The sequence below is a fragment of the Thalassobacillus sp. B23F22_16 genome (assembly GCF_043496955.1).
In the GTDB taxonomy this organism is placed as follows: domain Bacteria; phylum Bacillota; class Bacilli; order Bacillales; family Halobacillaceae; genus Thalassobacillus; species Thalassobacillus devorans_A.
Genome location: NZ_JBIEKD010000001.1, coordinates 267,585 through 282,619, shown reverse-complemented (window position 1 = coordinate 282,619; position 15,035 = coordinate 267,585). Strand labels below are relative to the sequence as shown.

Sequence of the window (15,035 nt, the reverse complement as noted above, 5' to 3'; positions counted from 1 at the left end):
TATGAAAATATAGCGGGGGAGTTAAATGAATATAATCAATGAAATAGTTTTTACCTACCATAACAAAACGAAAAAGGATAAGCACCATCGATATAAGTCCTGGGAACACTGTTATACATATTTTCATGATAATCATCGTTCCCTGAATGAGGATGGGACCTTGGATAAAGGGAGTCTTCACCTGGCATTTTACCTGGCCAGCTGGGGGATGTTGCGGGGAGGCTCCATTCTCCTTCAAAAGGATTACCTAGTACATGAACACTTTCTAAAACAAGTTGTTTCTAAGAGAAAGTATCATAAATATTTTAACTTAGAATATAAACTGAATTTAGACGATTCATATTTGGAAGGTATAAATGAATTGATTGAAGATACTCGTTATGCATACGAGACTTACATAGCGCAAACCAGTGAAGAGGAGCCATATGTCCGTTTATCTGATACCCTGACTTCAAAGATACTACTGGGTGTTTATGGCAACGTTCCAGCCTATGATCGGTATTTCAAGCGGGGGTTAAAGCTGCATGGTATCAAGGACAACTTTGAACATTCCTTGGGGGAAGTAGTTGACTTTTATACAGCTAACAAAGAAGCTTTTGAAGAATGCCAGCGCAGATATAGCGTAGATGGAACAGTATACACCCCGATGAAATTGATAGATATGTACTTCTTCCAAGTCGGTCTGATGCTGGAAAATACCAGTACCGAGCCGGAAAAAATGGATCAATTAAAAGCTTTTGCTGAATCTTATGCGGAAGCTAAACATGAACCAGAAGTAGAAAAGTTACAAAGGACTGCTGGGGAAACGGACAGGATTCGCAACTATCTGGTTGATTACTTAAAACAGGCGAAAGAAGAAGGGCAGACGTACGTGGATTTAAAGTCAGGAGATCTCCACCGTATGTTAGAGCTTAAGAATCGTATGCCATCTGTTTGTAATGCGATGACGTCGATAGGCGCTTTCACGTATGAGATTTTACATGATACTCCTAGTGGAGCCAGTTCTACCAGACTGGTCAGGTATTATTTAAACAAGGAAAATGAGTGATAGTGTTTAAGTTTTTTTAGAGGTAGAGGAAGGAAGTAGTTTAATCCTTCCTCTCTTTTGTGGAATAAGATTTATAACTATTTAAGCGAAAAGTTGATCTTTCCCTCAAATCACTTTTGATGCTTAAGTTGAATTAATGCAAAAATTACTGAGGTGAATATATATGAGCGAAGGCATCTATCTTTTGCAAGACAATGGTGAGCTAGTTGAAATGAATGCCCAGGCCTATGATTCCGAAGAACTTTTACAAGGCCTGATCGCTAAATATCCTAACCTATTAGCGGGTGATCAGATGGATAAAGAATCACCAAGAAAATGGTTGCTTGTTTCACGAGAAATGGCTATTGCTTCCGAAGAAGAAGGATCCAATAGATGGTCAGTTGATCATTTATTTATTGACCAGGATGGTATTCCTACACTGGTTGAAGTAAAAAGAAGCAGTGATACGCGCATTCGCAGAGAGGTAGTTGGGCAGTTGTTAGAGTATGCGGCAAATGCAACTGTCTACTGGCCAATCGAAATCATCCGAAATAAATTTGAAAATAGATGCGATGAATTAGGGGTGCGTTCAGAAAGCGAAATAGCCTCGCATACGGACGGAAAAGATCAGGAGGAGTTTTGGGATTTAGTAGAAACTAACCTTAAAATGGGGGAAATCCGAATGGTCTTCCTTGCTGATGAGGTACCATCAGAGCTTAAACGCATTGTCGAGTTTCTAAATGAGCAAATGTCCGAAGTACTAGCAGTTGAAATTAAACAGTTCGTTGGGAACAACTTAAAAACGCTTGTGCCTCGTGTCATTGGTCAAACAGCAGAAGCAGCAGGCAAGAAGAACCGAAGTAAACCAGGTAAACGGTGGGACTACAATTCATTCTTTAAAGAAATAGATAGCAATATAGATAAGGATGAAGTACGGGTAGCCAGGCAGATATATGATTGGTCTGAGCACATGTGCGACTGGATATGGTGGGGGCAAGGAAGAAACGAAGGCTCCTTTGTCCCCATGTATGAGCATAATAGGGAATATCTATTATTTGCTGTAAGAACTAAAGGATATGTTGAACTTTATTTTCACACCTATCAAAGCAGGCCTCCATTTGATAAGGAAGAAAAGCGATTGGAATTACTTAATCGAATTAACTCTTTATTAGAGGATGAGATTCCTGCAGAAGCTATTACCAAGTATCCAAAAGTACCTATGTCTCTTTTAAAGGAACCGGGGAGAACAGAAGAATTTCTTGAGGTTTACGAGTGGTTTCTTAAAGAAGTTAGAGAGTATTACTCTGGAGAATAATTATATATAACCAATATTGTTAAGGCACACCTGTTCTAGAGGTGTGTCATTTTTATTGAATGGAGGAAAATTCCCTATGTTTATGCATGAGGTTAGAGGATAAAAAGGAGCTGTTCCCAGTTAAAACAACCAGTAACAGCTCCTCATTTTCACTACTTACTTTTTTATTGTTCTGTATAAACCCCTATATTCAATCTTCCTGACTTCCATTTTCCTGCTAACCATGTATAAATAATAGCAGCAATCAATATAAAGCCGAGATAACCCATCAATGGATAAACGGTTCCGACCAATGTGATGAAACCAACAAAGCTGGCCCCAAAAGCAGCTGCTCCGAAAAGAATGACGAAAAGGTTGAAGTTTGGATTTTCTCTTTTCACTACGCGTGCCGTGAAAGCATAAAGCATGCCAACCGTGGTATTAAAAATCATTCCCAGCAGAGCCACAAACATCAATAAGCCAAATCCTGGATGAATTTCGTTTGCTAACGCAAGGATAGGCATATCCGACCCGCCGACAACATCCATTTTAACCAGCATGCCTACATTGATAAGAATAATTAGTACACCTAATCCTACGCCACCTAGGATACCTCCCAAGCCAGCTTGCTTTTCATCTTTCGTTGTACCGCCCATCACCGTCATCATCGCTGCACCAGCTGCAACATTATAAGATACATATAAGAGTGCACCCATCAACCAATTAGACGCAGCTGGTGTCTGTTCCTCTGCCAATTGCTGAACTTCTGCAAAGTTAATATCCATTGTGCCCACTGCATAGCCGCCAATAATAATAATCATCAAAAGCAAAAACGGAGTAACAAGACTAATGATGGAAATAACCTTTTGGACATTTAGACAAACTGTCAGGATTGCCAATATTGCCATAATGATGTTCCCTGCGATACTTGGAATGCCGAACTGTTCTTCAAAAATAGATCCGGATCCCGCCATCATGACGACAGCAACCCCGAAAAGGAAGAAAGTAATGACGAAATCGACCGCCAATCCAAGGTATTTCCCACAAATATGATAGATGACATCTTTATGGGAATCGGTCTGCAACCGGCTACCAAGTTGCGTTAAATTCATACCGAGAAATGCAAACAAAAAGGTCGCCACAATTACTCCCATGATGCCCATCCATCCGAAGCTCGTAAAAAATTGCAAAATTTCTTGTCCTGAAGCAAACCCAGCCCCAACGATTACACCTATTAAGGCACCGGCGATTTGAATACTCTTTTTCATTTTTTTTCCTCTTTTCAGATATTAGAATTTTTCGACAATTTTGGTTGTAAAGAAAGAGAGCCTCTCTCTTTCTTAGGAATAGGTCTTTTCAAAAACCGTATAATCTTTAATCGTTTCCAGGCATGGTTCATATCCGATTCCTGGCTCTTCTGGTATAGAAATCATTCCATTATCCACTGTCACTTCTGGTTCAATCAAGTCCTTCTCCCAGTATCGTGATGAAGCAGCCGTATCTCCGGGCATCACAAAGTTTGAAAGGGCCGTTAAGGCAATATTGTGTGCCCGTCCAATTCCTGATTCAAGCATACCTCCGCACCATACCGGAATCTCGCGTTCCAGACAAAGATCATGAATTTTCTTGGATTCGGTTAATCCGCCAACACGTCCGATTTTAATGTTGATGATTTTGCAGCTTCCAAGGTCAATTGCTTTTCTGGCATCTTCATAGGAATGGATGCTCTCATCCAGACATACCGGCGTTTTGAGTTCTCTTTGAAGAGTGGCATGGTCGATTATATCGTCTGATGCAAGCGGTTGTTCAATCATCATTAAATCGAACTCATCCAACTGCTTTAATAGCTGAGTATCTTCCAGAGTATAAGCAGAATTGGCATCTGCCATCAGCTGGATATCGGGGAAGTGTTTGCGTACTTCTCTCATCACTTCAACATCCCAACCTGGCTTGATCTTTACTTTTATCCGTTTATAACTTTCATTTACATGTTCATCTATTAGCTTGAGTAAATCTTCGACAGTGTCTTGAATACCGATGCTGATACCGACTTCAATTTCTTTGGCTGTTCCGCCTAAAGCTTTAGCTAAGGGAATACCTTCCTGCTTCGCATATAAATCCCAAAAAGCCCCTTCAAAGGCTGATTTCGCCATATTATTTTTCTTTATATAAGAAAGTGTTTCGGTCACTTCATACGGGTGGCTAATCTCCTTGTGTAATAGATCTGGAATAATAAAATCTTCTAGCATATGCCAATTCGTTTTCAACGTTTCTTCATTGTACCAAGGGGAATGGAAGGCTACAGACTCTCCCCATCCACTTCGTCCATATTCATCCTTCGCTTCTAATAGAAGAAATTCTTTATCCCGAAAGGTTCCGAAGCTGGTGGTAAAAGGGGCTTTCATCCTCATTTTCATATGTCGTAATACGACTTCTGTCACTTTCATTTATCTTCCCGCCTTTTCATGTTAGTTAAGCTGCAGTTCGTTTCTTTGAACCAGTACATAGTAATGTACGTGCTCTTCTTTTCCTTTAATGACACTTGCCATCGTGTAACCCTTGGCAAATAAATGGGTGAAAATTTTTCTCGTTTTAAAACGCCAATCACTCGCAAGCTTATAATCACGACTTTTTATTGCCTGGAAGTTCGCAGGAACCGGGACAAGTACAGGTTCTTTGGTCGCTTCCCATTCGGTATTCAATAGCACCGGAAAGTCATCATCCGTTACATCCCATTCATACGGATGTACTGCAGAATCAGTTTCCACCAGCAATGGTTCCTTTACATGGGAACTATTAATCCACCACTCGACCTTCAAACGATCGGTCGGGAGGCCTGAATTCAAGCTGTCATCCATCTCTCCATAACAATTCTCGACATAAGTGGAGCAGATGGCATTGAGCTTAGAAAGGTTGAGATAAGCATTCCTGCTTTCCAGGGGATCGAATGTCCATGTAATTAAGTCATAGCCCATATCGGCAGCCATCTCTTTCTGCTTCTGTTTAAGAATTGCACCTAAGCCTTTTCCCTGGTGTGCGGGATGTATACCAAGCATGTGGGAGCAAAGATAGCTTTTGCCTTTGTAAAACCCCGAAAAACCGTAACTGAAACCTATAAGTTCCTCTTCAAAAAATGCTCCCAGCAGCAGTCCTCCATTCTGAGTTGCTGTAATGGTCTGATGAACTGGAACAGGGTCCATGTTCCAGATTTTATGCTCCAGCTTTTGTACAAGATTCATATCAGATGCTGTCTTAAGCACCCGCAGATCAAAGGAATTATTCCACGTTAATTCCATTTTTGTGTTCCCCCAATGTATGCAATAATGTCCTGGCTAATATCTCAACCCCTGAATAAATAGCTTCCTGATTGAACGTCATATCTGGATGATGAAGTCCCGGCTGCAAATCACAGCCCAATCCGAGCATCGTCGCCTTAATGTTGGGTTTTTTAAGCGTGTAAAAATGAAAATCTTCTCCGCCTGAGGTGATGATCGGCTCCTTTGTTTGGCTTTCACCAAGCACATCTACAATAGCTTGTTCCATAAACCGCCTGGCTTCGTCGTCTACCTCAGCTGCCGCCACATTTACTTTTGTTTCTAACGGAATCTTTACACCATATATGTTGGATACGGATTCGGTAATAACTTCAATTTTCTCAGCCAAGGCGGAAATCACTTCATTCGATTGAGCCCGCAAATCCAGACTGAAGGAAGCCTTGCCTGGTATGATGTTCCCGGAGTCACTTCCTGCATGGAACTTTGTCATTTTTGCTGTATACGGTACCATTGGATCCAAATGAATGCTTTTTATTTCATTCACAAGGGATGCACCAATCTCAATAGCGTTCTGCCCTAGATGTGGACGTGCTCCATGCGCGTCTTCTCCAAGAATTTCACCAGTCAAAAATCGGGCGGCACCATGACAAATGGCTGGAGACGCCTCTCCATCCCTGATTTCCTGGATTGGACGAAGATGGACACCATATAAGTAATCCACATCATCCAGTACACCCTTTTCAATCATTTTTAAAGCGCCTGTCCCTTTTTCCTCAGCCGGTTGAAAAATGAATTTCAGCTTCCCCTTTGAAGGGAAGCCTGCTTTTTGAAGTACAAGTATTGCTCCCAGCCCCATGCTCATATGAGCATCATGACCACAAGAATGATTGGCCTGAAACTTTCCGTCCACCTCCTGCCAGAGGGCGTCCATATCAGTTCTCAATGCTAAGCAAGGACTTCCTTCTCCAACTTCCGCAACAAGACCGGGACAGTCGTCAAACCCTTGTACATCAAACCCTTTGGATTGGAGAAATGTCCGCAAATACTCCGTCGTTTCATATTCCTTCCAGCTGACTTCTGGATTTTTATGCAAATGGTTAAAAACCTTATCTATCGTGGGTTTCAATTCTTCTATGTGCTGTTTCATTCCAACTTTCCTCCTGGCTGAATAAAAAAATGGTTGCTATCCAATTGCTCGTATTGTTCCTTCCGACGTCGGAATCTGTCACGATCCTTCATGGAAACACCGGCAAGCACAGCATTTAAAAATGAAAAGAGAGCTGGCGCTGCGTCAATCGTCGATTTTTTTTCCGATGAAAAGATTTTAAATACTAAATCTGCGTGTTCTTTAATAGGGGCGATATTGGAATCCGTTATCCCGATTACGAAAGCTCCTTGTTTTTTCGCCATTTCTGCAAGCTTCACCGTATCTTTCATATAACGGTCAAACGAAATGGCTATAAACGTCGAACCGACTTCCATTTCACTGATGGTAAGCAGCAAATCATCCGTATCTGGGCGAATCAGCCTTGTGTTGCCTCGTACAACTCCGAGTGTGAAAGCGAGCCAGCTTGCTGCAGAAAAAGAAGACCGTAACCCTGATACATAAATATTCTTTGATTCTATTAAACGGTCAACCATTTGTTCAAAATCTTCTTCAGCTATAGTTTGAGCAGTCTCGTGGATTAGATGGCAATCCTTCTCCATCACACTTGCAAAAAAATGAGGCTGTTCGGCTAATTCCACTTTGTTCGTGAAATATCGATCGAGTGTACTATAACCTTGCAGCAACTGATCACGAACCAACTTCTGGAGCTCCGAATAGCCAGAAAGATGTATAGAATAGCAAAAGCGAATCACCGTCGTTTCACTTATCCCGATTCGGTTACCGATTTCCCCTGCAGACTTTACTGCAAAATCCTCTGGATGATCCAGCAGGTAAATAGCAGCTTTCTGCTGCCCCTTAGAGAGGTTATGAAACTCTTTTTCTATGGTTTTTGTAAGTATCATATTCATTCACCTTCAACTAATGAAGTTAAAACTTTATATATAATGTTAATGAAGCGTAAACTTCATTTTTATTAAACTAACACACTTTATTTCACAATACAATAATAATTCTGACATTTTTAAGTTGAAGAATTATATACCAGTCCACATGCAATTAAAGACAGGTGAAGATATACCTCTTATTTAACGAAGAGTAATTAAATAAAAGAGTTGTTGAAGTCTTAGTGAGCTGCCAGGCCTTTTCTTGTTCCAATAATTTACATGTAAATCTCTCACTGAATCCTATAGTGTTATAGTTAATACCTACTGTTTTTTTATAGAGCTTATGAACTAGTGAGGGATGATGCAAAATGAAACCCATGCCTGATAAAATGGCTCGGCTATTTGAGATAAACCGAAGTCTGACACAATCGCTTAATTTGGAAGTGATTCTCCCGCAATTGGTCCAGGATGCCTTCCGTTTAATCAATAATGCGGATACTACTATCTTATACACGTTGAGGGAAGACGGGCTGCTTCACTTTTCTCATGGCGTTGGGGTAGATGAAGAACATATGAAACAGGTCAAATTCAAGCCTGGAGAATCTCTGACAGGCCAAGTTTTTCTTTCCAAAGAAGGTGTGGTCGTTCAGGGGGATGAATTTCGGGAGTATATGGAAACGATGTCTGAGGAGAATTATTCGCATTTTTTGAAGGGGGTATTTCACCGTGAAATAAAAAGCGGGATTGTTATCCCCTTGCTTTATAACGAAGATTGCATAGGTGTTCTTGTAGTGGATAATTTTGATAAGGATGTTCAATTTACCGAGGAAGAATATCAGTTGCTTGAGGTGGTAGCTGATCAGGCTGCTATAGCGATTATGAATTCTAAATTGTACCAGGAAGTGAAACGGAAGAATGAGGAACTAAGCTATTCCCTGGAGATTCATCATAGGTTTACAAAAATCTTATTGGAGGGGCGAGGTGCTTCCTTTATATTGGAGACCATTAGTAATATCCTGCAGACGCCAGTTGAATATTCAGAGGATCAACCTGATGCTGGCTTTACGTTCCCGATTATAAATGCCAATGAGTTATATGGATACTTTACTCTTCAGAAACCAATCGAGAGCTTGTCTACTATTGATAAAGCTGCTTTAGAGCATGCCGCTACAGCCTTGTCATTGGAGATTGTAAAGAGAAATACCCTGTTTGAGAAAGAGTTGCATGAAATTGAAGAACAGTTTCATGATTTATTGAATGGCTCACGGATGAAACGTGGAGCACTAAGGAAATTCAGTCTGGATGAAGATAGCAGGGTCATTTGCATGATTATTGATAGTAAGTCCGCTCCTATTTGGGAATCTCATACCATGTTACAGAAAGAAAAGCTGGTACGATCATTAAAACAGATCGTTTCCCGCTTTTGTAAAACACAGGTAATCTTTACGAAGGCGGATCAGATGGTCGTATTAATGGCGGGAGAGATTAAACGATTGGAGACCCTTGCAGAGGAGCTCCGTGGAGCTATCCAGATCAATCACTCCATAGCAATTGGGATAGGCAGAGAAGTCTCTATCCAGGAATTAAGTCAATCCTACCGGGAAGCGACGGAAGCGGCAGCCTATTGCAAAAAGTTGAAAGGAAAAACTTATGTCACTTATTCAGAGCTTGGGGCAGAGAGACTCTGGCTGAATACGGACCAAAACCTGCTGGATAAATTCGTTTCCGATAAACTCGGGGCCTTGTTTAAGATGGAAAAGGAGTACCGCGAAACCTTACAAACTTTCATTACGGAAAATAAAAGTCACAAAAAGACGGCGGAACTGCTTCACATTCATCCCAACACACTCACCTATCGGCTAAGAAAAGTGGAAAGTAATTTAGGTATTGATCTCAATAAGAATGAAGACTGGATCAATATGGTACTTGCTTTCCAAATCTATTATTATCTCAAGTGCTGATTGTGACCTGTCACATTTTATCCAGTGATTTTTTGTGAGTAGTAACATGTACAATGAATTTTCTAAATATTATAATTAATCTCAAATTACTATGTAAGGAGAGATTCGATGCCTGCCGAAGTTCCGTATACCAATGTGCCTAAAAAGAAAGCTAGTCCAGATGAGATTCCTACCTATTATAACTATATAGGTGGAGAGTGGGTTGCTTCCGTATCCGGCGAGGTCTATCCAAGCACGAATCCTGCCGATACAGAAGAGGTCCTGGGTTATTTCCAGAAGTCGGGTTCCGTGGACGTCCAGCAAGCGGTACAACATGCAAAGGAAGCTTTTCCAAAATGGAAAAAGACGTCACCGATCAGTCGCGGAGATATTCTATTTAAGTTAATTTATTTAATCCAGCAGGAAAAAGAGGTGCTGGCGGAAATCATTACAAAAGAAGTTGGCAAGACGATTGAAGCTGCCCGTAAAGAAGTAGATGCTACCGTCCAGGCTCTCAAGCATTTTAGCGGAGAGGCTAATCGATTATCGGGTGAGACAGTACCTGCCATCGACCCAAAAACTTTCACTTGTACGATACAGGAGCCGCTGGGCGTAGTGGCTGTCGTTACCCCGTTCAACTTCCCGTTAGGAATCGCTATCTATAAAATTGCTCCTTCGATGCTGGCTGGCAATACCATCATTTATAAAGCAGCAAGCGACACCTCACTAGTAGCTGTCAAGGTGGTCGAGTTGTTTGAGAAGGCAGGGATGCCAAAGGGTGTTCTCAATATGATTACTGGTCCCGGTTCGGTAGTAGGAGAGGAGCTTGGTAATAATCCGGAAATTAAAGCCCTGTCTTTTACAGGCTCTTCTGACGTTGGAATCAGCCTAGGCAAACTGGTTACCTCCCATGGAGGGAAAATGCAAGCGGAAATGGGCGGTAAGAATGCAACCATTATCCTAGAGGATGCCGATTTAGAAGAAGCCGTTCAAGGCATAGTCATTAGCGGTTTTTATAACAATGGTCAAAGCTGTACCGGTACAAGCAGGGTCATTGTTCCACGATCTATTTCCAAGGAAGTGACCGAACTGCTCGTTGAAAGAGCGAAGCAGGTGACCGTCGGTAATGGTATACAGGAAGGCTTTATTAATGGTGCTGTAGCGAATAAGCATCAGCTGAACACATACCTGCATTATGTGGATAGTGCTCTTTCGGAAGGTGCTGTGCTTGAATATGGTGGAAAGCAGTTAACTGAGGGGGATAAAGCGAATGGGTATTTTGTAGCTCCGACTGTTTTCAGTAAAGTTACGAAAGATTTCACAATTGCCCAGGAGGAAATATTCGGGCCAGTGGTCGCGGTAATGGAAGTAGATAACTATGAGGAGGCAATTGAGCTTGCCAACCATAGTGAATTCGGCTTGTCTTCTGCTATATTTACGAAAAATTTAGAGAAAGCGTTCCATTTTGTCCGGAATATAGAAACGGGTGTTACCCACGTCAATGTTCCTTCCAATCACTATGAGAACCAGCTTCCGTTTGGCGGGAAAAAGAATTCCAGTATTGGTCCGCGCGAACAGGGCAGTACCGCACTGGATTTCTGGCTGGATACCAAGACGGCCTATATCAAACCATAAAATGTCGGAGAAGGATGGGTTATACATGGAAATTATCGCTGTTATTGGCTGCGGCGCAATGGGCAGGGGAATTGTTAAAAATCTCGTGAAGAGTGGTTACAGGGTGTATATATATGATGCGAGTGAAGCGGCCGTTCGGTATTGTGAGGAACTGGGGGCCATTCCGAATGCTTCTTCTTACCAGGCGGCACAGCAGGCAGAGCTGGTCATTACTTCTTTACCTGGTCCAGAGATTGTGAACAACGTCATGCTGGGAGCGGAAGGGGTTTTCGCAGCCTTGAAGCCTGGGAGCTTTGTTCTCGACATGAGTACGATTGACCCCAAAACGGCACAGAACTTGTATGAAAGTGCGAAAGGACAGCAGGTTCATTTTTATGATTGCCCGCTCAGCGGGGGACCAAAAGGTGCCGATGAAGGGAAGCTTACCATCATGGTTGGTGGCGATGAAGTGCACGTATCAGCTTTTCGTCCGGTGCTCGATAGTATTGGTGAAAATATTTTTCTGCTTGGGCCTTCCGGTTCCGGGCAGGTAGCCAAGCTTTGTCATAATATGCTTGTTGCCGTCATTAAAGCCGGTCTTGGTGAGGCTATGACAGTTGGTGAAAAGGCTGGTCTTTCACGGGGGCAGCTGGCAGAGGTTTTACAAAGCGGTTCGGCTCATAATCGGGTATTGGATGTCTTTGGTGACAACATTCTTAAGAATGAATATGAGAACGTTCTTTTCAGCTTGGCACATATGAGTAAAGACATTCATTTATATACCGAAACAGCTGACTATTACCAAGCAGATTCGCCACTGGGGCAGATGGTTTCTGGCATGTATCAAGAAGCACTAAAGGACGGAAAGGGTAATCTTGATTCTTCAGCTATATGTGATTCAGGCAGCAAAATAATAACCTAGGGGGGACGACATGAAGAATGAACATACGGAGATATTGAAGGATTGGCGACTCCATGCAGTAGCACTCTTGTTAGTAGGTATCACAGAAGCAATCGGTCAGTTCAGCTTCAGTGTAGGGAGCGGAGTTGTACTCTTACTTCCGATGCTCTATGCATTTTTTCTTGGACTTGGGCTTTACTTTACTCCTTTAATAAAAACGAAACAGGCGAAGAATGCAGAGCCGCTGATCATTTTAGGTGTTACACTGTTGATTGCAAAAATTGGGGTGACAATCGGACCACAAATTGAGGCATTGATCGCAGCCGGTCCAGCGTTGTTACTCCAGGAGTTAGGAAACTTGGGAACGATTTTATTTGCACTTCCGATTGCTGTTTTGCTTGGATTTAAGCGAGAAAGTATCGGGATGACACACTCCGTTGCCCGTGAGCCTAATGTCGGTTTAATTATGAATAAGTTCGGCTTTGATTCCCCTGAGGGAAGGGGCGTTATGGCTATTTACATTTTTGGTACTGTGTTTGGTGCCGTCTTTCTGGGATTGATTTCCGGATTTTTAGCTACTGTTACACCGCTTAACCCACTTTCTTTTGCCATGGCTTCCGGGGTTGGAAGTGGAAGTATGATGGCAGCCGCGAGTGGATCATTAGTTGCTGCGTTTCCGGCATTGGAAAGCCAAATTGTTGCATTCGCTGGTGCTAGTAATTTAATTTCACTTTCAACCGGCTTGTATGTCAGTATCTTTATTGGCCTGCCGTTAACAGAGAAACTTTATGCCATGATGATCAGACGAAAAGAGAGAAAAGAAGCTGGTAATGAAGGGGGAGCGAATGATGTCAAAAAAGTTAATTGAATGGTTTCTGATTTTATCCGTGTTCGGTTTATCCGCTATTATCGGTAACTGGGTAGGATATGATGTGATGCCGCTGGCTGCCGTTCCAGGTATGATTGTATTAATCTTAATCAGTGTTTTAGGGCTATTGCTGGAAAAGGTGGTACCGTGGAACATTCCTGCTGTAGGATACATCGGGCTAATTGGAATCTTAATCTCCATTCCATGGTTTCCTGGATCTGAATATGTGGTTCAATGGACAACTGAGATTAATATATTAGCTCTGGCTACCCCTATACTTGCCTATGCTGGCTTATCAATTGGGAAGAATTGGGCGGACTTCACAAAGTTGGGCTGGAGAAGTGTCGTCGTTGCAGTCTTTGTATTTGTTGGTACATTCGTAGGTTCCGCTATTATTGCAGAAATTATTTTACGTGTTCAAGGTATCATTTAAATATCGTATAACCTAGCAGCTACTATACTGCTAGGTTGTTTTATTGTACTTTAAACAAGTTTAACTTTGTTAAAGGATTAAAGTATAAGAAAAACTAAGGCTTTCACCATAAGGGCTTGGCGATAAGCCAAGTTTTTCTAATATCAGGAAGGGGAGAAGTTTTACTATGAGCAGAGATCTATATGAAGAGTTGATGACGGGGTTCGATAATAAACTCAGCCACTCGGGAGTTAATGGCGAGAGGCTCGCCTCCAGGCTGCATGAGCTTTCCAGAATTGGACTTGATGATAATGGTGGTGTTACAAGACCTGGGTACTCCAAGGAAGAAAAACAGGCCAAAGAACTGGTTATCCGTTGGATGAAGGAAATTGGGATAAACGTGACAGCGGATGGAGCGGGCAATGTCTTCGGCAGGATGGAAGGGAAGCAGGACGGACCGGCCATTGTTTCCGGTTCTCACGTGGATAGTGTACCTAATGGAGGGCATTTCGATGGGCCGTTAGGTGTTTTGTCAGCTTTGGAAGTAGCTGAATCCTGGAAGGAGACAGGGTACATTCCTGAAAAAACTTATGAAGTTGCTATTTTTTCCGATGAGGAAGGATCCAGGTTCAAAAGCAGTCTAACAGGAAGCCGGGCATTTATGGGTCAAATAACCAAAGAAGAGATGAACAAGCTCCATGATGTCTCCGGTAAATCCTTTGAGGAAGTGCTTCACGAATATGGAAGCACAATCGAGGAATATTTAAATGCCGGTAAAACCAACAAACATATTGATACATTTGTAGAAGTACATATCGAACAAGGAAAAATATTAGAGCAAGAGAATCAGCCTGTTGGAATTGTAAGTGGTGTTGCAGGTCCTGCATTAGTAGAATTCACTTTCACAGGGGAATCACGTCATGCCGGTAATACACCTATGAATGATAGAAGAGACCCTCTCATTGCAGCATCGATGTTCATTCAGGCAGTGGAGAAGTTCCCAGAGCAAGTAAGTGAAACAGCAGTTGCAACGGTAGGAAAATTGAATGTAAGACCCAATGGGTTCAATGTTATTCCTCAGGAAGTAAAGCTTGTAGTTGATCTTCGTGACATTTATGAATCTACACGAGATGAACTTTTAGATTTAATTACACAAGAAGCGAAAAAGATTGCAGAAGAGAGAAATATTGATTTGGGAATAGCGATAAATGCAAAAATAAAGCCTCTCCCTATTCAAGAGGAGTTGCAGGGTAAATTAGCTGATTCTCTTGATGCGTTTGATATGGAACCGATTAAAATACCAAGCGGGGCTGGACATGATGCCATGATTATCGGTAGTAAATTTCCATCAGCAATGTTATTTGTAAGAAGTAAGGATGGATTGAGCCATAATCCGGGCGAATGGACGAGTTTAAATGACTGTGTGTATGGTGTCCATACTCTAAAGAGTTTTGTAGAGCGTTTGATGGAAGGTAAATCATAAAATTGAATAGATTTTAAGAGGCAGATCGTTATAGTAACGGTCTGTTTTTAATTTCTATTTCTTTTAATTTGATCAACACCTTTCCACAAAACCTCCCATATTTCATCAAAGGAAATGAATCATATCTTGCAGAATACATCTGATAACTGTGTTTATAAGACAAGTCGCGTGATGATCCATACATAGAAAGGAGGGTGTCCGTAGCTGGTTGTCGTGCCAAAGATGGTCT

The 15,035-nt window shown here is 41.9% G+C and carries 13 protein-coding genes; 8 read left to right on the top strand and 5 right to left on the bottom strand.

What is annotated here, in order from left to right:
• The first annotated feature begins 25 nt into the window (after window positions 1-25).
• Window positions 26-1,048 (top strand): TetR family transcriptional regulator C-terminal domain-containing protein, encoded by a 1,023-nt coding sequence (locus ACGTNI_RS01450; RefSeq protein ID WP_394459437.1) that lies wholly within the window; start codon window positions 26-28, stop codon window positions 1,046-1,048.
• Between the two features lie 163 nt (window positions 1,049-1,211).
• On the top strand, window positions 1,212-2,342 hold the full coding sequence (locus tag ACGTNI_RS01445; RefSeq protein ID WP_394459435.1) for a hypothetical protein: 1,131 nt from the start codon (window positions 1,212-1,214) through the stop codon (window positions 2,340-2,342).
• Between the two features lie 164 nt (window positions 2,343-2,506).
• On the opposite strand, the gene ACGTNI_RS01440 is transcribed toward ACGTNI_RS01445, so the two are convergent.
• From ACGTNI_RS01440 to ACGTNI_RS01420, 5 genes are all read right to left on the bottom strand, one after another.
• Window positions 2,507-3,589, bottom strand: a complete 1,083-nt coding sequence (locus tag ACGTNI_RS01440; RefSeq protein WP_394459433.1) for a YkvI family membrane protein — start codon at window positions 3,587-3,589, stop codon at window positions 2,507-2,509.
• 72 nt (window positions 3,590-3,661) lie between these two features.
• Window positions 3,662-4,768, bottom strand: a complete 1,107-nt coding sequence (gene menC, locus ACGTNI_RS01435) for an o-succinylbenzoate synthase (RefSeq protein WP_394459431.1) — start codon at window positions 4,766-4,768, stop codon at window positions 3,662-3,664.
• A 21-nt stretch (window positions 4,769-4,789) separates the two neighbouring features.
• On the bottom strand, window positions 4,790-5,617 hold the full coding sequence (locus ACGTNI_RS01430; RefSeq protein ID WP_394459428.1) for a GNAT family N-acetyltransferase: 828 nt from the start codon (window positions 5,615-5,617) through the stop codon (window positions 4,790-4,792).
• Window positions 5,598-6,743, bottom strand: a complete 1,146-nt coding sequence (locus ACGTNI_RS01425) for a M20 peptidase aminoacylase family protein (RefSeq protein WP_394459426.1) — start codon at window positions 6,741-6,743, stop codon at window positions 5,598-5,600. Before ACGTNI_RS01425 ends, ACGTNI_RS01430 begins: the two co-directional genes overlap by 20 nt.
• On the bottom strand, window positions 6,740-7,606 hold the full coding sequence (locus tag ACGTNI_RS01420) for a MurR/RpiR family transcriptional regulator (RefSeq protein WP_394459424.1): 867 nt from the start codon (window positions 7,604-7,606) through the stop codon (window positions 6,740-6,742). Before ACGTNI_RS01420 ends, ACGTNI_RS01425 begins: the two co-directional genes overlap by 4 nt.
• Before the next feature lie 350 nt (window positions 7,607-7,956).
• Here ACGTNI_RS01420 and ACGTNI_RS01415 point away from each other — a divergent pair, with 350 nt between their 5' ends.
• The 6 genes from ACGTNI_RS01415 (at window position 7,957) to ACGTNI_RS01390 (ending at window position 14,806) form a co-directional block, all read left to right on the top strand.
• A complete protein-coding gene (locus ACGTNI_RS01415) occupies window positions 7,957-9,549 on the top strand; it encodes a helix-turn-helix domain-containing protein (RefSeq protein WP_394459422.1) in 1,593 nt (530 codons plus the stop codon).
• 108 nt (window positions 9,550-9,657) lie between these two features.
• Window positions 9,658-11,163, top strand: a complete 1,506-nt coding sequence (locus tag ACGTNI_RS01410; RefSeq protein ID WP_394459420.1) for an aldehyde dehydrogenase family protein — start codon at window positions 9,658-9,660, stop codon at window positions 11,161-11,163.
• Window positions 11,164-11,188: 25 nt separating this feature from the next.
• Window positions 11,189-12,064, top strand: a complete 876-nt coding sequence (locus ACGTNI_RS01405; protein ID WP_394459418.1) for an NAD(P)-dependent oxidoreductase — start codon at window positions 11,189-11,191, stop codon at window positions 12,062-12,064.
• 10 nt (window positions 12,065-12,074) lie between these two features.
• The gene (locus tag ACGTNI_RS01400; RefSeq protein ID WP_394459416.1) at window positions 12,075-12,911 is read left to right on the top strand and encodes a DUF3100 domain-containing protein; all 837 of its coding nucleotides are present in this window, start codon (window positions 12,075-12,077) and stop codon (window positions 12,909-12,911) included.
• On the top strand, window positions 12,892-13,344 hold the full coding sequence (locus ACGTNI_RS01395) for a hypothetical protein (RefSeq protein WP_394459414.1): 453 nt from the start codon (window positions 12,892-12,894) through the stop codon (window positions 13,342-13,344). Before ACGTNI_RS01400 ends, ACGTNI_RS01395 begins: the two co-directional genes overlap by 20 nt.
• 166 nt (window positions 13,345-13,510) lie before the next feature.
• Window positions 13,511-14,806 (top strand): Zn-dependent hydrolase, encoded by a 1,296-nt coding sequence (locus ACGTNI_RS01390; RefSeq protein WP_394459412.1) that lies wholly within the window; start codon window positions 13,511-13,513, stop codon window positions 14,804-14,806.
• Window positions 14,807-15,035: the final 229 nt, after the last annotated feature.